Origin of the sequence: Psychrobacillus sp. L3, assembly GCF_042945595.1 — a bacterium.
GTDB lineage: Bacteria > Bacillota > Bacilli > Bacillales_A > Planococcaceae > Psychrobacillus.
Window position 1 is genome coordinate 2,951,157 of record NZ_CP168493.1, and the last position, 18,351, is coordinate 2,969,507.

The 18,351-nt window shown below is 33.5% G+C and carries 24 protein-coding genes; 2 read left to right on the forward strand and 22 right to left on the reverse strand.

Annotated features, from left to right (window positions below; all coding sequences use genetic code 11):
- Window positions 1-20: 20 nt before the first annotated feature.
- The 13 genes from ACEPXD_RS14690 to ACEPXD_RS14750 all read right to left on the reverse strand — a co-directional run bounded on the left by ACEPXD_RS14690 (window position 21) and on the right by ACEPXD_RS14750 (window position 8,602).
- Window positions 21-416 carry a hypothetical protein gene (locus ACEPXD_RS14690; RefSeq protein ID WP_391117111.1) on the reverse strand — a complete coding sequence of 132 codons (396 nt, stop codon included), beginning with the start codon at window positions 414-416 and terminating at the stop codon, window positions 21-23.
- A 162-nt stretch (window positions 417-578) separates the two neighbouring features.
- The gene (locus ACEPXD_RS14695) at window positions 579-1,136 is read right to left on the reverse strand and encodes a hypothetical protein (protein WP_391117113.1); all 558 of its coding nucleotides are present in this window, start codon (window positions 1,134-1,136) and stop codon (window positions 579-581) included.
- A 126-nt stretch (window positions 1,137-1,262) separates the two neighbouring features.
- Window positions 1,263-1,724, reverse strand: a complete 462-nt coding sequence (locus ACEPXD_RS14700) for a DUF4279 domain-containing protein (RefSeq protein ID WP_391117115.1) — start codon at window positions 1,722-1,724, stop codon at window positions 1,263-1,265.
- A gap of 121 nt (window positions 1,725-1,845) precedes the next feature.
- Complete coding sequence (locus tag ACEPXD_RS14705; protein WP_391117117.1) at window positions 1,846-2,340, reverse strand: hypothetical protein; 495 nt, start codon at window positions 2,338-2,340, stop codon at window positions 1,846-1,848.
- 94 nt (window positions 2,341-2,434) lie between these two features.
- Window positions 2,435-2,911, reverse strand: coding sequence for a hypothetical protein (locus ACEPXD_RS14710; protein WP_391117119.1), 477 nt, complete (start codon window positions 2,909-2,911; stop codon window positions 2,435-2,437).
- A gap of 161 nt (window positions 2,912-3,072) precedes the next feature.
- A complete protein-coding gene (locus ACEPXD_RS14715; RefSeq protein ID WP_391117121.1) occupies window positions 3,073-3,483 on the reverse strand; it encodes an Ig-like domain-containing protein in 411 nt (136 codons plus the stop codon).
- Between the two features lie 191 nt (window positions 3,484-3,674).
- Window positions 3,675-4,253, reverse strand: a complete 579-nt coding sequence (locus ACEPXD_RS14720; protein WP_391117123.1) for a hypothetical protein — start codon at window positions 4,251-4,253, stop codon at window positions 3,675-3,677.
- A 141-nt stretch (window positions 4,254-4,394) separates the two neighbouring features.
- A complete protein-coding gene (locus ACEPXD_RS14725; protein WP_391117125.1) occupies window positions 4,395-4,592 on the reverse strand; it encodes a hypothetical protein in 198 nt (65 codons plus the stop codon).
- A gap of 130 nt (window positions 4,593-4,722) precedes the next feature.
- Complete coding sequence (locus tag ACEPXD_RS14730) at window positions 4,723-4,974, reverse strand: hypothetical protein (protein WP_391117126.1); 252 nt, start codon at window positions 4,972-4,974, stop codon at window positions 4,723-4,725.
- A 194-nt stretch (window positions 4,975-5,168) separates the two neighbouring features.
- Window positions 5,169-6,098 (reverse strand): hypothetical protein, encoded by a 930-nt coding sequence (locus tag ACEPXD_RS14735; RefSeq protein ID WP_391117128.1) that lies wholly within the window; start codon window positions 6,096-6,098, stop codon window positions 5,169-5,171.
- Window positions 6,099-6,335: 237 nt separating this feature from the next.
- A complete protein-coding gene (locus tag ACEPXD_RS14740) occupies window positions 6,336-6,515 on the reverse strand; it encodes a hypothetical protein (RefSeq protein ID WP_391117130.1) in 180 nt (59 codons plus the stop codon).
- A 134-nt stretch (window positions 6,516-6,649) separates the two neighbouring features.
- A complete protein-coding gene (locus tag ACEPXD_RS14745) occupies window positions 6,650-7,648 on the reverse strand; it encodes a serine hydrolase domain-containing protein (protein ID WP_391117132.1) in 999 nt (332 codons plus the stop codon).
- Window positions 7,649-7,828: 180 nt separating this feature from the next.
- Complete coding sequence (locus tag ACEPXD_RS14750) at window positions 7,829-8,602, reverse strand: GNAT family N-acetyltransferase (RefSeq protein WP_391117133.1); 774 nt, start codon at window positions 8,600-8,602, stop codon at window positions 7,829-7,831.
- Window positions 8,603-9,111: 509 nt separating this feature from the next.
- On the opposite strand from ACEPXD_RS14750, the gene ACEPXD_RS14755 reads away from it, so the two are divergent.
- The gene (locus ACEPXD_RS14755; RefSeq protein WP_391117135.1) at window positions 9,112-9,633 is read left to right on the forward strand and encodes an RNA polymerase sigma factor; all 522 of its coding nucleotides are present in this window, start codon (window positions 9,112-9,114) and stop codon (window positions 9,631-9,633) included.
- Window positions 9,630-10,637, forward strand: coding sequence for a DUF4179 domain-containing protein (locus ACEPXD_RS14760; protein ID WP_391117137.1), 1,008 nt, complete (start codon window positions 9,630-9,632; stop codon window positions 10,635-10,637). The genes ACEPXD_RS14755 and ACEPXD_RS14760 overlap by 4 nt, the downstream gene beginning before the upstream one ends.
- Before the next feature lie 303 nt (window positions 10,638-10,940).
- Here ACEPXD_RS14760 and ACEPXD_RS14765 read toward each other — a convergent pair whose 3' ends face one another.
- The 9 genes from ACEPXD_RS14765 to ACEPXD_RS14805 form a co-directional block, all read right to left on the reverse strand.
- On the reverse strand, window positions 10,941-11,426 hold the full coding sequence (locus ACEPXD_RS14765; RefSeq protein WP_391117139.1) for a hypothetical protein: 486 nt from the start codon (window positions 11,424-11,426) through the stop codon (window positions 10,941-10,943).
- Window positions 11,427-11,615: 189 nt separating this feature from the next.
- Window positions 11,616-12,080, reverse strand: coding sequence for a tetratricopeptide repeat protein (locus ACEPXD_RS14770; RefSeq protein WP_391117141.1), 465 nt, complete (start codon window positions 12,078-12,080; stop codon window positions 11,616-11,618).
- Window positions 12,081-12,418: 338 nt separating this feature from the next.
- Complete coding sequence (locus ACEPXD_RS14775) at window positions 12,419-12,943, reverse strand: hypothetical protein (RefSeq protein WP_391117143.1); 525 nt, start codon at window positions 12,941-12,943, stop codon at window positions 12,419-12,421.
- Window positions 12,944-13,087: 144 nt separating this feature from the next.
- Entirely contained in the window at window positions 13,088-13,282 is a 195-nt protein-coding gene (locus tag ACEPXD_RS14780) for a hypothetical protein (RefSeq protein WP_391117145.1), read from the reverse strand.
- Between the two features lie 675 nt (window positions 13,283-13,957).
- On the reverse strand, window positions 13,958-14,620 hold the full coding sequence (locus tag ACEPXD_RS14785; RefSeq protein ID WP_391117147.1) for a Type 1 glutamine amidotransferase-like domain-containing protein: 663 nt from the start codon (window positions 14,618-14,620) through the stop codon (window positions 13,958-13,960).
- A 534-nt stretch (window positions 14,621-15,154) separates the two neighbouring features.
- On the reverse strand, window positions 15,155-16,432 hold the full coding sequence (locus ACEPXD_RS14790) for an IS110 family transposase (RefSeq protein ID WP_391117149.1): 1,278 nt from the start codon (window positions 16,430-16,432) through the stop codon (window positions 15,155-15,157).
- Window positions 16,433-16,651: 219 nt separating this feature from the next.
- On the reverse strand, window positions 16,652-17,029 hold the full coding sequence (locus tag ACEPXD_RS14795; RefSeq protein ID WP_391117151.1) for a peptidylprolyl isomerase: 378 nt from the start codon (window positions 17,027-17,029) through the stop codon (window positions 16,652-16,654).
- Window positions 17,030-17,290: 261 nt separating this feature from the next.
- The gene (locus tag ACEPXD_RS14800; protein ID WP_391117153.1) at window positions 17,291-17,674 is read right to left on the reverse strand and encodes a hypothetical protein; all 384 of its coding nucleotides are present in this window, start codon (window positions 17,672-17,674) and stop codon (window positions 17,291-17,293) included.
- A 143-nt stretch (window positions 17,675-17,817) separates the two neighbouring features.
- Window positions 17,818-18,228 carry a hypothetical protein gene (locus tag ACEPXD_RS14805; RefSeq protein WP_391117154.1) on the reverse strand — a complete coding sequence of 137 codons (411 nt, stop codon included), beginning with the start codon at window positions 18,226-18,228 and terminating at the stop codon, window positions 17,818-17,820.
- Between the last annotated feature and the right edge of the window lie 123 nt (window positions 18,229-18,351).

Here is an 18,351-nt window from a genome sequence, read left to right on the forward strand (position 1 = left end):
TAAAGCACCCGTTAGTTGAATTATCGATTCGGATTACGGTCAATAAATTCCTCGATTTCATCAGCTAACATATAAACGAGGTGGAAATAATGCTTTTCTGAAAGAACTCCTTTGGCTCTCCATTTTTGCATCTCATTATAGTGGAAACTATAAAAATAGCCCTCTATATCCCTTCTTGAAATCCCTTGTTTCTTCGCCATGTCTGCAATAGAAAGACCTTCTTTCCAGTCCTGTTCATATGCTTTAAGACTCATTCCCAAAAAATTTGATATTGCATCGTAATTATATTTAACATGATAAACTTCAGTTCCTTCTTCAATTTCTCCTTGTTCTTTTTTTTCTGCCTGAACGACTAATGAACAAGTTAAAGCTATGGTAAAGAAAAGCAGTACTCCTTTAAAAACAGACTTCAACATAGAAATAGAACCTCCTTTTTTTTCCTTTATTGTGTGAGGTTTTGGATATACTATGTCCGTCATTTTAAAAAACTGAAATAAGCTTTTAAACAATCCTTCTAAGGGTTGTCATTTTTCGTTTCTTGAAGAAATTTATTTTCATGGTAGTTGAATAAGGATTTTTTAGAAATCAATAGAATTAGCTATCTGAACCAGTATTTCGGGTGTTACCTTATCAGAAACTTTTTTATTAATACTGAAGATATATTCCCAACCATCTCTTTCGAACACTAACAGATTAAAACCCATAGATGGTTTTTCCATATACTTTGCAATACTTCCGTTATCTAGCTTGAAGGTTTTTGAAACATACTTGTCACTAAATCCTATTTTATGCCTAATTGGTCGAACATCAATTTTAAAATGATTTTCAGGTAATTGGTCACTTATAAACATAACTTCAAAAGCATCATTTATCTCGCCATCTAAATTACTAAACCTACCAAAATGGTGGGTAAAGCTTATTGGTGGTGCTCTAAGCGGCAATTTTAGTTCTTTATTAAAATGTTGTTCAAACTCGTCTAAAGCAGCTTCTACCGTTTTGTATCCTACTTCAGTAAATATCTCCTCAAAAGATTGGGGAGTATCGTTTGTATCTCCATAAACTTCTCCATTATTTGTTCCAAAAAATAAAATACCTAATAAAAACACTAGAAGAGGAACACTTTTGTTCAATTTCATCACCCTAAATTATATTTAGAGTTAGTTTGTCCTGTTCAGTTACAATAATTCCTTCTTCAACTAAACTGCTGCGTTAGTAAAAAAGCTCTACTCCTTATTGAAGTAAAGCACCCGTTAGCTTAGTATCTATATGTTCTCAATTTCATCTGGGAACACATACATATCAACCTCTATGGTTGTACCTGTTAAATAGCAAAATTCGATTATTTCTTCATTAAAACTCATTAGTGGTTTTTCTTCTCCATAAATACTGGGAACAATCATAATTACATAATGTACATTATATTGTTCCTTGATTTCCTTTAGCAGTAATATTTTATTTTTTAGATTTTTAATAGTGTCCATGCATTGTGCTTCAACATCTAACCTGCCTACATTAGATTTTTCAGCAGACCAATCCGAAAACAAATACTTCGACCCATTCTTTCTTATATCACCATAGTTCCAACAGCTAAACGGTTGTATTTCAAGAAGCTTCGTTATATCCTCTGGATTAAAAATACCACTTTCATAAGCAACTAAGCCTCTATGGTCTATTTCTCCTTTACTCCCTATTCCAAAATAAGTATAACTATTTGTTTTCTCCATTTTTCACCTCTTGATTTTATCTTCTTCTACTAACCTGCTACTTTAGTAAAAAATGCTCTACTCCTTATTGAAGTAAAGCATCCGTTAGTTGAATAAGTACTCCTCAGTACCATTTATGCAATCACTCTCTATCGGAAGTCAAATCAAATTCATATTGACCAAAAACATTTTCATACCCTCTTACCTTAAATAAAAGTTTCCCTTTATTATCAGTTCCGGTTATTTCTAAAATAACTACTACCTTACTTGGTTTATAAGACGGTAAATAAGCTAGACTCTCAACTTCTGCCTCAGTTTTGTTAATTGGATACTGTAAGTATAAACTTCTATCATTACCTGTGTCTTTTATTTGATGACTATATCGACTCGTTTTTTCTCCGGGTTTTAATTGATTGATAGTACCTAAATCCTGATATACATGATAACCACTAAAAGAAAAATAGAAGTTTAAATCCGTTATTACTTGTTTACTTGAATTATAAACTTCAATTGTCACACCATTATCGTATTTTAAAAACGCTCCTTGCTTTGCCCATCTCAATAAGTTCGAAAATACCAAAAGAACCAGAAAAAAAGAAATAATGCCGATTATTGTGTATTTCAGTATTTTTTTCATTTTTTTCTCTCCCTTTCTACAACTAAACTGCACCGTTTGTAAAAAAAGCTTTACTCCTTATTGAAGTAAAGCACCCGTTAGTTCCATAAGCAATTTATTCCTTATGAACTTTTACATAAACACTTCCAAAAATTTCATCTCTAATATAAGCATCTAACTTCCACATTCCACTTTTAGGGAACGTCATATTTGTTGGAAAGTGCTGATCTGTACCATTATTAGGACTAAGAAAAGAATTTCCCCTTTTTGGTACAATTATTATTTCCTCATCACTGTTTTCGTGAGTTCCTAAAACCTTAAAATCACCAATTAACTCATCTTCATTTCCCCAAAAGTGCCACATATACTTTTGTTCTTTGTTTGGATAAAATCTGAGACCTTCATTATCATCGTAGATAAATCCTAAACGACCTTCTTCCCCAATCATTGTGTAACTGCCTGATTCAAAAAGAGGACTTTCTTTCCAATTGTGTTGAATAACTTCTTCTTTTATTGGCTTTTCGTCATTACAGCCTGCAATTACTAATGATAAAATTACAACACAGATTAAAATTAATCTTTTTTTGAACATAAATACACCCCCTCCATCTTTTTTATGTTTATTCCCACTAAACTTCAAATATCATTTCTTCAACTAAACTGCGACGTTAGTAAAAAAAGCTCTACTCCTTTTTGAAGTAAAGCCCCTCGTTAGTTTAAGTACATTCCTTCACAATTTCTCTTAAATAGTAATTATAGATTATTAATCGTTGAGAAATGTATTCGATATTGTTTGGGCATATCTTGATTCCCAACATGTTCCAAATCTAAATCTCTATCAAAGTAGATATCATATGATTTTCCTTTTAGATAGCCCTCACTTGGTGATTTTATTAACATAGTTGTAGAATCTGTAGCTTCTACTGTTACAGGGACTTTATTTTTATCCTCATCTAAAACATAAATAGATTTTTCATTAATAATATCCTGATTCAATCCCTTATCGAAAGTAATAACCCAATTGTGATTTAAAGGTATATCAGATTGATTTATACTAGCCATTACTATATTTTCTTGTTTTTCTTTAGTACTCTGATTATAACTAATTAAACTTCCTACTCCTATAATGGTAAAAGCAGATAAAGCAAGAACTATCTTTTTCAAAATATTATCCCCCTTATTTTTTATGCAATTAATCCCTATATTAACATATTAGCCTAATTTATCGTTATTAATTTATCATTTCTTGTTCAACTAACCTGCTCCGTTAGTTCGATAAGAGAAAGCTACCTCTAACGGCAGCCTCTTGTTCTGCTAAAGCACCCGTTAGTTGAAGAGAGCTATAAAGCAAGCATTTATTTCTTTTCCCAATTATGCATATATAAATTTGAAAGTTTAACTTCTATAATGGAATCTTTTTCAATATCAACATCTACGCCTTTATCATCCGTTAACAACAAATAAAATCCAAATGAATCTCCATCCCTATAATTTAGACCAGATGAACCAGATTGGTATATTTTAAAAGATTCACCTTGATATGTTGCTGTTGCGTTAACATGATTAATAGATGTAAAACCATTATCGATTCGTGCATGTTCATTTCCAGATACTAATGTTGCCCCTCTTAAACTATAATTTCCACTCGACCTAAAGTATACTTCTGATTGACCATTGACCAATACTTTTTCTACGTAAACTTGGTTCTCCCCATCATCATAAAGCACTTTCCCCTCATTACTATCAATATTATTCAAATCAATCTTAACAGAATATTCTCCATCAACTGGATATGAATGTAATCGATAACCTTCAATATCGTTGGCAATAACACTAATTCCATTTATCCATAGATTAAGCCATCCACTTATCCAAAGTATAAATGCAATTGTACCTACACCAATTATTAGCATTTTAAAATGTTTTTTTTTCATTAAATCCCCCCTATTGAAAAATTGTAATGTACCGTAAAAACCCAAATATTTATTAAACTAAACTGCACCTTTAGTTCAATAAGAAAAAGCATTACCAACTCATTAGGTAATGCCACTGAAAATTTCAACAAGGGTATGTAGTTATTCACTTTTTTCTTGATTGATAACTTTAATTAATTGAACAATCTTTTCATTTTTTTCTTGGTCTAATTTTATTTTAGTATCCATGAATTTTACTACTTTAATTACAAAATAAATACCAAAAATAATTAGAGCTAAATTAAAAATAAAAGGTAATAAAGCTAATAGAGTAAACATTCCGTTACCACCATTTATCATTTTAATACCTCCCTGTTGTTAAGATAATAATATTATATCATTCTTATTGAACTAAACTGTAGCGTTAGTAAAAAAGGCTCTACTCCTTATTGAAGTAAAGCACTCGTTACTTTAAGATGATTTTAGGTACTCAAAGAAATTTTTTATTGTTTTGAGTTCTAAACGCTTTAAAAAATAAAACTACGCCAATAATAATAGAAATAAGTCCAAATCCAAATGTAATATTCGTTATACTCCATATATATGATGGTGTTAAATTAATAATAGCCTGCATTTGATGAATTTCACCTTTAAATGCAGTAAAAATAAGGACCTTTTCTAAACCACTTAAACCCATAAGAATAACACCTAAAAAGATTAAAATTATTCCCAAGTTCTTCATCGTATTCCCCCTTTTTAATTTTGTGTAATATCCAACGTCTTATTACACTAAACTGCTGCGTTAGTTGAATAAGAAAAAAGAGTTGCGTAAGCAACCCATGTTCTTCAACTAAAGCCCCCGTTAGCTTAATAAGAACAGAAACGCTTATTCCACAAACGCGCCCGATTGTGGAATATCGAAAAACTATTATCACCTTATCTATTATTAGATTGTATGAACTGTATTTGATATTCCTTTTTCTCAATAAATTTCTGTTTTTGTTCATCAGACACGTATTGTTTATCTTGTTGAAGAAAGGCAAAATCTATTATAGTCATATCTGTAAAATTTATAGACTCCATTGCATTTTTAAGATAAATTTTCCATCTTAAGTTAAAATCAATATTTTTTTCATAATCAGCATAAAAAGTATTATTAGCATAAAGTTCTTCATCAAGGCTTAAATATAGTTCAGCAATAATATCTAATAATAAGAAGATTCTTGTATTATTATCTCTTAAAACTTCTGAGTCCCCAATGTTATCTAATAGATGTAAAGTTCTGTTTCTATTAAATTCCTTTTCCACACCTTCTTCTGAAGCATTAAATGTAAGGTAAAATACTTCTCCAATCATAAAATCAAAATATTTAATTTGATTACTAATCCACTTTTGGAACTTGATATTAGAATGACGTTCATTATTTTTTACGTTTAAATACTTGACTAGGTTTTTTTCAAAAATATATATTTTAAAGTCACCTTTTTTATTTTTTGATTCAATTTCATTAGACTTCTCTTTAGACCATTTTCTTAATATTGCTTCTACAACCGGCACCAAACTCAAATAGGAACAAATGTAATTTCCTATCATCAAATCATAGGTTGCACTTTCGATTACTTTCATGAAGTCATTAAATATATTTGTTGGCTTAAATCTATATTCAATCTGATATGCTCTTTGCCATGGATTTTTTATCATCCTTAATATTTCTCCATCTAACCCTCCCCAAGCTGGATCTGGATTTTCTAAACAAGTTAACAATTCTTGTACCCTCTTGCCTGAAACGCAAGGGTAAGGAGGAATAGTGAGTAATTTTTCATTTAGATGTTTATCAACTTTTTCATAAGCTTCCCATAAGTTCATGTCATCACCTCAAAAATAATTATGCCATACTTGTATACGCTAAAATAGAATCACTAAAAATTACTCATTTAGGATGCAATAATCATTTATTAACTCCGAATATTTGTCATTCCATAAAATGGAACGATTATTGAACACAAATTAAACAACATTCTTCAACTAAACTGCTGCGTTAGCTTAATAAGGAAAAGGCTCTACTCCTTATTGAAATAAAGCACACCGCTAGTTGAATAACAACTATTCAATGTCATCTATCTTTTTGCCTTCGTAATCTATTTGAGAACCACCTCCACCGAAATTCCATCCGTTACTTTCAACAAAATCAATAAATGCATTCCAAAACTCATCATGCTTTAAATCGTTACCATTGTTGGTATAAATACAACCTTCTATTTGAACTCCAATTGGTCGTTTCACTTTAATCACTCCTACAACATTTTTTTTAGAAAACATCCTTACCATTCTTAAACAAAACTGCACCGTTAGTAAAAAAGGCTCTACTCCTTATTGAAGTAAAGCACTCCGTTAGTTGAATAAGGACACATTTACTCTTAAAATGAATCAGCAACTAAATTGCTGAATTCTCTTAAATAATGTAGGTAATTGTTACCCCCGTAGTTATATCGTTTATTGTACATTTTTGATACAACAAGATTATATTTAGGAATAACTAATAAAGTCGGACCTGTTACACCTAATATTTGATAGGAACCTTTAGGCACTCTCTCTCCAATTTCGCTTCTTAACGATGGTGTATCTTTCACATACCAAAACAATCCGTTTTGTGGTAAATCTTTATCTTTATAAATTGGATTTTGTACTCGGGTAGCTAATTGAATTACTTCTTTTGGAACAACTTGTTTTCCATTTACTACTCCATTATTCAAATGAAGATTTCCCCATAAAGCAAATTCTCGAGCTGAGGTATGGAGGTTTGAGTCAAAGCCATCATTTGAACTACCTAATTTATATGTAGCAATATCGTTAGAATTATCAATTACTTGAACCAATTTTTCATTTGGTCTTGAATGCCAAGCAGTTTCTTTAAAACCTAATGGTAGGAATACCCTCTCATTAAGTAATTCAGGGAAACTTTTACCGTAAAGTTTATTTATAAGTTCTGTCATCATTAAAATGTTAATTCCTCTGTAAGCCCATCCCTCACCTGGAGCAAATTCTCTAAAAATAATTCCGTCCATTCTCTCGTTTAATCCGTGAGAGTGAGTAACTAAATGCCTTAAAGTTGTTCCTGCAAGGAGTTCCTTATCAAAACTGTCAAAGTAATCGAGTGCATAGTCATCCAGACTTTTAATTTTACCTTCATATAAAGCATAGGCTATCGCTAAACCTAAGTAGCTTTTTCTTGCAGAAGCAACATTAAACTCTGAGGTTTCAGAAATGGGTATAGCATTTGAATTAGAATGAAACCCACTATAATGTTCTAATATAATACTACCGTCCTTTATTATAACTAATGAAGATGCACTGCTATTATTTCGTTCCTTTATATCATCTACATACGATACTAACTTTTGATAAGTATCTACCACTCACTACATCCCCTTTTAATCCCCATTCGAATCTTTCTATACCCTAAATTCTACAATAAGACAAAGTAATCCTTCTTGAACTAAACTGCTGCTTTATTTCATTAAAAAAGAGTTGCCTATGCAACCCTTGATCTTCAACTAAAGCACCCGTTAGTGGAAGAAGAAAACTTCTCATTAAAACTACTTTATATTATCAATAAAATAAGTATCATATGATTCTTTCAATATGTAACCTAGCTTTTTGGCTAATTCAATTGATTCAGAGTTTGCTCCATCCCAACTAGGATACTTCCCTTTATCTAGACAATCTAATATCAAGGCAGATGCTGTAATAGTCGCTAAACCTTTTCTTCTATATTGAGAATTTGTAGCAATTTCAATCTCTATACCACCATCATATATACTAAAAGATGTTGCCGCTGAAACAACTTTTCCTTTATATAAAATAGCATATCCTACCCCTCTTTTGATAAAATCATCAATAGAATCAAACTGACTAACAAAGTCTTCGGAAAGTTCGTGGAAAGTCGGTGCTTTTACTATAGTTCTATCAACTTTCTTAATTTCGTAGCCTTCTGGTAATGTGGACAATAAGTTCAGTAAATGTGTCCTATCTAAATGCCCTGAGCTCTTTTCAAATCTGTATCGTTGAAACTTCTCAATCTCACCTTTGTGAACTGTTTCTATACGGCTTTTCCATTCGTCAGAATCAACAATTACTAGAGTGAAATCTGGCAGATTATTAAGCAACTCTTCTGCTTCCTTTATATTGGGATTCCCAGCATAAAACACAAAAATCCCCACAGTTATCTGAGCAACCGTTGGATTCTCAAGGTTATCTACCCAAGCAGTTCCCATATGTCCTTGGAGATATGAAAGAATAAGAGTACTATCAATATTTTTAAACATAGGTATTAACTTTTTCCTTACATTAACATCGGCTTCATAAATCATTCAATTCCTACTTTCTAATAAGTATTTTCAAATTCCATTACCAATGATTTTATCATAATTACTACAACAATATATCGGAATGTTGAAATTATTTGAGTTGCGATTTTGGACTTTATTTAACTAACCTGCTGTGTTAGTAAAAAAGGCTCTACTCCTTATTGAAGTAAAGCACCCGTTAGCACAATAACTATTTATATAAACCAAACATTAAACAGTTCTTTAAATGCTTGGATGAACAAGATTTTAAATTTAAACCAACTTAATATCTAATCGATTAAAAGAAAACTTACTATCATCATTTCTGGTTCCCGCTCTAATTTAACCTAAACATTCATAAGGTTCTTGTTGATTTAACCTGCTTTTAGTTTAATATTTTCTATAAAAATAGCGTTAATCCTTCGTGGATCAACGCCCCCTTTAACAGATTTCAAAATACTTTAAATCAAATGCAACTAAATATGATTCTTCTTCCTCTAACGGTGTAGAACAGTCAAAAAGAGGTGAGATACATGAAGTCCAAAGAGTTTCTTGTTAAAAAGGCGAAAAAGGGGGATGAAGAGGCGTTTATACAATTAATTGGTCAGTATGAAATGACGCTTTATAGGACAGCAAAACGAATTGGCCTACAAGATGAAGATATTGCAGATTTAATTCAAGACACTATATTAACAGCTTACGAGAAAATGAACACATTAAAAGAAGCTCGATATTTTAACACCTGGATTTGTCGTATTCTTTTGAACAATTGCTACAGATTTATGAAAAAGCAGCAAAATTCCCTTCCAACCGTTGATGCTGATTTGCACAAAATTCCACATCAAGACAAGTCTCTTTTAGAGTTTGATGATGCGCTAAGTACTCTTAGTGAAAATTATCGCCTTGTATTAACTCTTTATTACGTAAATGGAATGAGTACAAAGGAAATCAGCGAGTGTTTACGAGAATCAGAAGGAACGATTAAATCTCGAATTTCACGTGCTAAGCAACAACTGAAACTGAATTACTATTCGGAAGGAGAGATACTAACATGAAGAAATTAGTAGATGACCGTTTAAATGATGCCGTGAACAAGGAGCAAAAAATGCCGGAGGTTGTGCAGGATGCATTTCAAAATTCTTATTCGATAATTAGAGCAAAAGCTAAAAAGAAAAACAGAAAACGTTGGATGAAGCCCGTCTCAGTCGCAGCGGCTTGTGCATTAATTGCCTCTGGGCTATTTTTATCGAATGATGCTGCATTAGCGAAACTGCAAGCAGCTTTCGGATTCAAAGATGCAGGTATTAAGTTAGCAAGTTCAAATGGTGATACGCAGTATAATGGGGTAATACAAGAAAATCAAAATGTGAAGGTTACATTAGGAAATACATTTGCAGATGCCTATCGTATAGGCTTGCAACTATATATACTGCCTACTGATATCGATGTGAATGATGTGATGGATGTTCAAGTGGAATTTCGATTAAATGACAATACAGGTAAAGAAATTGCTGCACTCGTTTCAGAAGATAAGATCAAAGAACCGTCTTCTCCTGTTTCAGAAATAGAAACAAAAACGACGCACGACTCAGATGGTATACTTACGCTAGAGCTGTTACTACAATCAAATAAGCATAAGTTACCTTCTCTAGAGAACAGTGAATTAGTGATTGAGGAAATTCATTTTTCGACTTATAAAAACGGCATCATTACAGTGGATGGTAAATGGGCATATTCGTTGTCACCAGCTAATGTGCAACAAAAATCATTTGTAGCGAACAATGAAGTAGAGGGTCTTCAACTACATGAAGCAACGCTCTCAAATGGTTCCATGCATGTATCCTTAACAGTTGATGAATTATTAGATGAATACGTACTATTCGATATTACTCTGAAAGATCAGGATGGAGCAATTTATACCAGTTCAGGTGCAAATGTTTCACAGGAAGAAAACCAGTCGACTGTTAATCTTGTTTACCCATATAGCATTTGGAATGAACAGCAACAAATCACATTATCTGTGAAAGGATACGAGGATCTCTTGTTATCAAATAAATAACTGATATACCTACTAAGTAATATGAAAGAATCGACTCTTCTACACTCAAGAGATAGTCGATTTTTTTGTTTCCTTTCAACTTAATATTTCATCGTCTATTGTTGTATCTATTAAACATTTTAGTAATAATGATTAAAACACAGCTACAAATGCCGATTCTAATAGAAAATTATAGCCTCTATTTTGAACAAAGATTGTTCAAAAAGGGGCTGTTTTTCATACCAGTATTGGGCTTTTAATAATAAAGATTGATTATTTCGGAAACCGAATATTCAAGTAAAGCACTCGTTAGTTGAAGAGAATTTACACTATATAGTCAATTATCTTTGAAGGAACTTGTTCAAAAATATAAAGTTCAGGGTTATTAAAAGGCTTATTCTTTAAAAATTCTTCGAGAGTGTTAATACTTGCCCAATAATTTTTCATTAAATCTTCCTTTGAAGGTAATCCTTCAACAAAACGTCCTTTGCCACCATCATATATATCTTCCTTATAAGCAAATAAATCACTTGATATATCTCGGTTAAAAACTAAAATTTTATCACTAAACACTGGAAATCGATAGTAAGGATTTTCATACACTTCCAAATCTGCTCTGAAAGCGACTTTAAAATCAATCCATTTTGGTAAATTTGTTGGTCTAAGACGGTTTGTTAAATCTGGTAATAGATTACCGCTATTAGAATACCATTTGGTTGCCGTCTTATGATTTAATCCTTCTTTTAAAACCCTTTGTGGATTTATACTTGGGTCACTATCATTTTCAATGAACATATGATATAAAAACAAGCTATCGCCTCCTCCTTCATTAGGTAACCTATTCTATGATTTCCATTAAAATCCCTTCTTCAACTAAACTGGGACTTTAGTTGAATAACAATAAAGGCTGTCTCTGACTAGCCTTGTTCTGCTAAAGCACCCGTTAGTTGAACAAGAATAAAGCATTGTATGTTCCGAATTTGAAACAGGACTATTATTTTATTTCCCCTTTGATGATTCGGATTTCTCCAGCCAATAATTAGCTTTCGCAGTATCTTGAGCTATTCCAATACCCATCTCATATTTCTTACCTACGTTAAACATCCCACTTGAATCTCCACTATTAGCAGCCTTTAAATTCAATTCAAATGCTTTTGTTAAATCTTTTTCTACACCTATTCCATTTCCATAAAGATAACCTAAGTTGACCATAGCTGTTGTATTTCCATTATTAACACTTTCTAAATACCATTTTAAACTTTCTTCATAATTAATATTTACATTTATTCCTTCTTGATAATAGTAGGCTAACATTCCTTGTGCTTCTGCGTCTTCTTTTTGTGCCAAATCGTGTAACTCTTCAATTGAAAGCTGGCTATAATCCTTTTCCAAATCTAATAGAAGATACAAACCAACTACAGAAATTAAAGTTACAAAAATAAAGATGAAATTTCTCTTTTTCATAATAATCTCCTCTATTCTATCTATTTCACTCCAAGCCACCTTATTGTATGGTAAATTGGAGATATTTACAATTATAATCATATTATACCTATAGAAGTAATCTTTCTCGCTAGTTTAAGAAGAAAGATAAACAGTATTTTCCTGATGTACCATAAAAAATCCTTCTTCAACTAAACTGCTGCGTTAGTAAAAAAGGCTTTACTCCCTATTGAAGTAAAGCACCCGTTAGTTGAATAAGAACAAAGACGCTTATTAAACAATCACCCCCATTAGTGGTAGAAGGTACTTGTTTTTTATGTAACATATCTCCAACCAATTAAACTAACTAACAGACCACGTTAATTCAAGAAAGTTTCTTCTTTATTTGGTTTAACAAATAAGTCTATTCTTTCATTAGCATACTCGCCTTTATTTATATCTCTCCACTTAACAATCATGTAAATAACATTTACCTCTTTAAGTGAAATAGGGTCTCCTTTTTCATTTAAATACTTTCCACTTTCGATTGCACCAGTAGTTATTTCGGCAATGTCAATTCCATCACCAGTTTCTGGACTTGAAAACTCTATTGAATTCGAGTGTACAGTAAAATCTTCGTTGTTAATAACAGCATGGGTTTCAAATTGAAAAAAATCCGAAAGATATTTTTCTTCATTTTTCATTTTTAATGTGCCATTACCTGCTTTAAAGTTTTCTGGTGTTATCATAACTTCGTATCCAGTTAAACTCCAAGTTTGACTTTCACCATGCAAAGGTAAAAAGTAATTATTTTTAACTAATTTCCCACTATTGTTACATCCAGAAAGCAAAACAATAAGCGTTGTAATTAACAGGTACAAAATTCCTTTATTCTTTTGTAGCACTACATACCTCCTCCCTGCCTTACTAAATTAAATGGCCCGTTTGTTGAACACAAGTTAAACAACACTCTTGAACTAACCTGCCACGTTAGTTCAATAAGAAAACGCTTTATGATCTTCAAGTAAAGCACCCGTTTGTTTAACAACTTATTTCTTAACATCATCTTCTATTTCGCCGTATTTTTCCAACAATTCACTAATTCCTTTTTCTTTATCTCTTTTTCCATATTGTTTCTCAAACACTTCTCCAATTATTGAATTGTTAATACCTTTAGTCACAGCTACTTTGATAACTGTAAATAGAACAAACAATCCTGCTAGATATAACACAATTGCTTCCATCGCTATAAATCCCTCCAAGCGTTAAGTTAAATTGAATAACTAATTTTACCACATGAATCCAATTACCTTATTGAAGTAAAGTACTCGTTAGTTTAAGTGTAAAATTTCACAATCTTTCAAAATACAATAATGGTTTTTATTGACCAAGCTAACTATGTATTAAAACTGCTGTAAAGTGTTTTCAAGATATAACCGTTCTCCCAGGTACCTAATAGTATAAAACGGTCATCGTTGCTAAATTCAGCAAAACAAGCATATGGAATTTTTTCAACCCTAATGGTTTCTTAGTTATCGAATCGTAAGATTAATACGGCATCCAATATACCTTAGGTATTCGCTCCATGCGTAAAACCATAGAAGAAACACGTGGTGCTGGTGATTTTACAAAAAAACTAACGGAACCAGTATTGCCTGATTCCGTTAGGCATATCTTTCTACTTTTTAAACCTTAAATTAGGGGCACACCAGTTTAACGTGCTACTTTGCTTTTACCTTGAATTAGAACACTTCTATTGTTCCCCCATACCATTAAGATTCTTTGACCCAAAGTTATAAAGCAATACCTGCACTTCATCTGTTGACGTTGGTTGAAGTGAAAACCCAGTCAAGTGAAATCACATTTTCATCACAAGAATCTCGCCTACGTTTTTTGATATGTTTAGCGGCGGAGTAATATCAGGGAGAAAACAGTTTCCAATTCCCTTCGGATACAACTTCGACCTCTCCATCGATCACTTTGATGGCGGTTTGATCATCAATTGCATACGCCGGCCCCTGCATCCCGGCGGCCCATTTCTCTGCATCAGCCATCGTGTTATACGGTAGCATCCCCAGGTGCGGAAACATTGCAAAATCGACCAGTCCCAGCGTTTCATCACCACCGTTGGGTGGAGTCCATCCAACGAAGAATTCCCCGATGTTAGGTGCCATCACCATGCTCCCAGCACTCATTCCCACATAGACTGCGTTCAGCGACGGAAAGAGGTCTTTCAGCCCGGATTGGAGCATCCAGTGGCACAGGTAGAGGGCGTCGCCGCCAGACACCAGCAGGACGTCCGTCTCCCGAACTAGTGGCACCCAGCGGTCTTCGTCGATGCTTGGCAGCGCTGTGAGCTCTAGTACGCCGACGGACTTCCAACCCAGGTCTACCATGGGATTATCGGAATTCCCGCTGATGAACTGCCAGGTTTTGACCCCTGGGCCGACCCAGGGGTGTCCATACATCGCGGTGGGGATGCACAGGGCGTTGGAGTCGGCGATTGGCTTGCCCAGCATGTCAACCAACGCGTCAAGTATGCTTTTGTTATTGACGCCTGCAGATGTAAGCAGAAATTTCATAATCTTCAACCTCCCCAATATTTAATAATGTTTGATAAATGATGATTGATAATCGACTTTCACCTCTACCCGAATCATAATACTTTTAAATTTATCCTCTAAAAAATTTTAGATGGTTTTATATAAAATTCTACACTTTCAATCAAAAATCCTTTTTATATTAACCTCCCTCTATAAACATTGAGATATCAACGGTTTTCATCACTTCGTGATTAAAGAAAAATATTTTTCTCTCCTCTGATAAACAGAGTCTTGAATTTATAGATTTTATTACCAAGTTGAGCGTACGCTTCGCTAAAACTAATGGAAATCATTAGCTTTTTTATCCACTATTGTGATGCACAATGGATCTCTGCGAAACTTATGACGACGTACCCTCCCATGTCTCTTAGCGTCAGTGCGCTTACATTCCTTCGTTCGGTCTATTCATAAGGCAGAGGCCAGCTAAGCTGCCCCGGGGACTCATAGTCTTAGTGTTAGTTATAGTGCCGGCTTCTCCGTGTCATCCTTTAATAGGTCGCTGATCGGAAATGCTTACGCTGCCTCTCCGAGACAGTAAAGATCTTTCATCATAGCTTTCTCGTTAAAATAAACTTTCTTTTTACAAATTCCATGTAATACTTTTAGTAATTTACCACAAAGCACTACCATCGATTGCTTGCCCCGTAAGGGATTTTGTTTCCGTGTTGTGTAGTATTCATGTAAGTGTTTAAACGCTTGATTGTGACGAATAAGTGGAACTATTACTTTAAAAAGAATGTACCTAAGTTTCTTTCTTCCTCTTTTGGAGATATGTTTTTGCCCCTTATGTTGTCCAGAAGAGTTTTCACGTATTGTTAATCCCGCTAGTTTGATGAGTTGGCGTGGATTCTCATAAAGTGAAAAGCTTCCTACTTCTGAAAGTAAGTCTACAATCGTCGCATCTCCTAAACCTGGAACAGATGCGAGCACGTCATAATCATTCGTTGTTTTAGCCATTTCAGCTAATCGATTATTTACTTCTTCAATTTCTGTCTCTAATAAGCGATATTGACGTAGGAGTGTGGCGATTTCATGTTTGGCCATCTGTGCTCCTTCAGTCAGTCCGATTGAGTTTGTCGCAGCTTCGATTAGTAGTTTGGCTTTCGGTAACTGTGGAGCTTTCATCCCCCCTACCTGACGGTAGAGAAAGACAAGTTCTTCCGCTGTTTTTCCTTGAAGTTCCTGAGGCATTGGCGTTTTTTCTAGTGCTGCAAGTGCCATCTTTCCGAAAGTAGGAAAGACTCGAGTAAATTCAGGGAAATAGCGATCGAGCCAACGTCTGATTCGATTTTTAATACTAGCTAAATCCTCTGTTAACTTGGAACGAAGGGTAGATCCGATGCGCAGTTCAGCTTCTATCTCTTTTAATAAACGCGGATAGCTAAAGCGACCGTCTTTCATTAAACGAGCGATGACTAACGCATCTTTTTTATCGTTCTTCGTCTGTAGATTATCATCCAGTTCTTTCGAACGTTTGACGTGCATTGGATTTACCATGACGAGTGGAATGCCGTATTGATCTAAAAAATAAGCTAAGTTCATCCAGTAGTGACCTGTCGGTTCAATACCGACGATGACTTCCATTTTCTGTGTTTCCAGCATCGTTTGTCGAATCTTTTTATACAAACTTTCGAATCCTTCTTTTGATTGATGTACCGCAAAGGCCTTTTCTATCACTCGTCCTCGTTCATCGACAAAGCAGGCGTAATGCACGCACTTCGCTATGTCTATGCCAACGACGAGTGTATTTTCAGTCAATTGATTAATTTTGTTATTCATTTTAGAATGCATTTAGGAGTCCTCCTTATAGATGATGGGTCAATGGTCGTTGACACTCAGCATCATACTAGAGGGCTCTTTTTTCTGCAAGACCCCGAACATCTTTCAAACAGGAATGCTGCCCCGTTAGTAAAAAAAGCTCTACTCCTTATTGAAGTAAAGCACCCTTTAGTTGAAGTTAAGAGACAGATTTAAAATGTTAATAAATTGACTATATATGTACATTTTTATTCAGTTAAAACCTGTGACGTTATCAAAAGGCATAGTTTGTCCATTAACTAGAACAAGAATTGAGTCATATTCTGCCTTACCACGAGTCAGTTTATATACGTACTGTTTTAGCTCATTATTTTCTTGATTTGCATTATCTAACTTTATGTTTAATATGTTATCTTTCACTTCAAGTTCGGCTGTAACTGTCCCTTTAGATTGAAAAAGAATATACGCATTATTTTCACCCTCATTAATTAGTTGCAGTGTGTAATCAGAGTTAATCCCTTCTTGCACCTTATTAGGGACACTTTGAATTTCACTAATACTCAATTCTGATGAATTACAACCCGCTAAAACCAATGTTAAAAATAGCGTTAAACAAAATAGTTTTTTCAATTTAATTTTCTCCCGTCTTTTTTGTGGTCATAAGTTATTATTCAACAAGTTTATTAAAAAACCTTTCCAAAGAGTCTTTTGGCAATTTTCATTGCACACTAAAACTGTCGAGTTCCGTTTCCAAAATCGTATCTGGGAGCTTTTCTTTACATACTCCTTGTTGAACTAAACTGCCCCGTTAGTAAAAAAGGCTCTACTCCTTATTGAAGTAAAGCACCCGTTAGTTCAATAAGAAAATTCTATTTTAATACCTTTCAATATTTATTGAAGCATTAGAAGGAGTAAGATATTTCTTATCCCTACGGAAAAATTAGATTGTTGACGATTTATTTCTGCATAATTAACAACTTTATTGTCATTAAGGAAAACCAATAAATAGATATCATCTCTCATAACTATATTGCTTGGGTCTTTAAAATCAACACCTAATTGTTCCTCTAGGCTTTCTTGCGTTGTATAAGGTGCAAATAGAAAAGCTTTATCCCAGTCGAAATTTGTTAAAGAGTTAATGTTTATTTCACTTATATTTTTGTCTTCTACAATGGAATAAATGGATTCTTCTAATTCCGTATTCTGTTGAACACTACTTTGGCTACAACCTACTAAAAGTAGTAAAGAAAAAATAATAACATTAATTCCCTTCAAATTATCACTCCTTCATCTTTATAACGAAAAAATAATGTGATAGTTTCAAGCTCGTAGTTCTTAAACTAACCTGCTGCGTTAGTAAAAAAGGCTTTACTCCTTCTTGAAGTAAAGCACCCGTTAGTTGAACAATAAATGCAAATTCAATAAATTTTCATATCATCAATCTTTTGACATATATCTTTAGCTCTTTTAGACCTAAGAAACTCATCTATACACCAAAACAGACTTGAAGATAAAAGAGCGGCAATAAAAAAAAAGCTATTTAAACTCCTTTCCGTTTCTAAGAATGGGATTAAAACGAACAGAGCGGCAAGGAACAAATGAATGAATAATGCCAAACTTCCTCTAAGCAATCCGCTTATTTTTTTTGTAACGAAATCAGAGAGAATAGATGATGGTACTCCATAAATCAAAAGAATGGGTAATAGATACACACCTATTAAGATGACAAAACCAGACTGTTCTACGAGGAAATAGATGAACATAACCAACAAACAAGCCATTACCGCTGAAACAAGCTTTCTAATAATTATATAACTCACCCCAATCAAAATAATCTTCTCCTGAATATACTTATTGGTTATTTCACCAGTCGTCTTCAGAACTCCTTCTTGAACTAAACTGCTTCTTTACTTCAATAAGTTCTAAAGAAAAAGCGTCAATCCTTCTTGGAT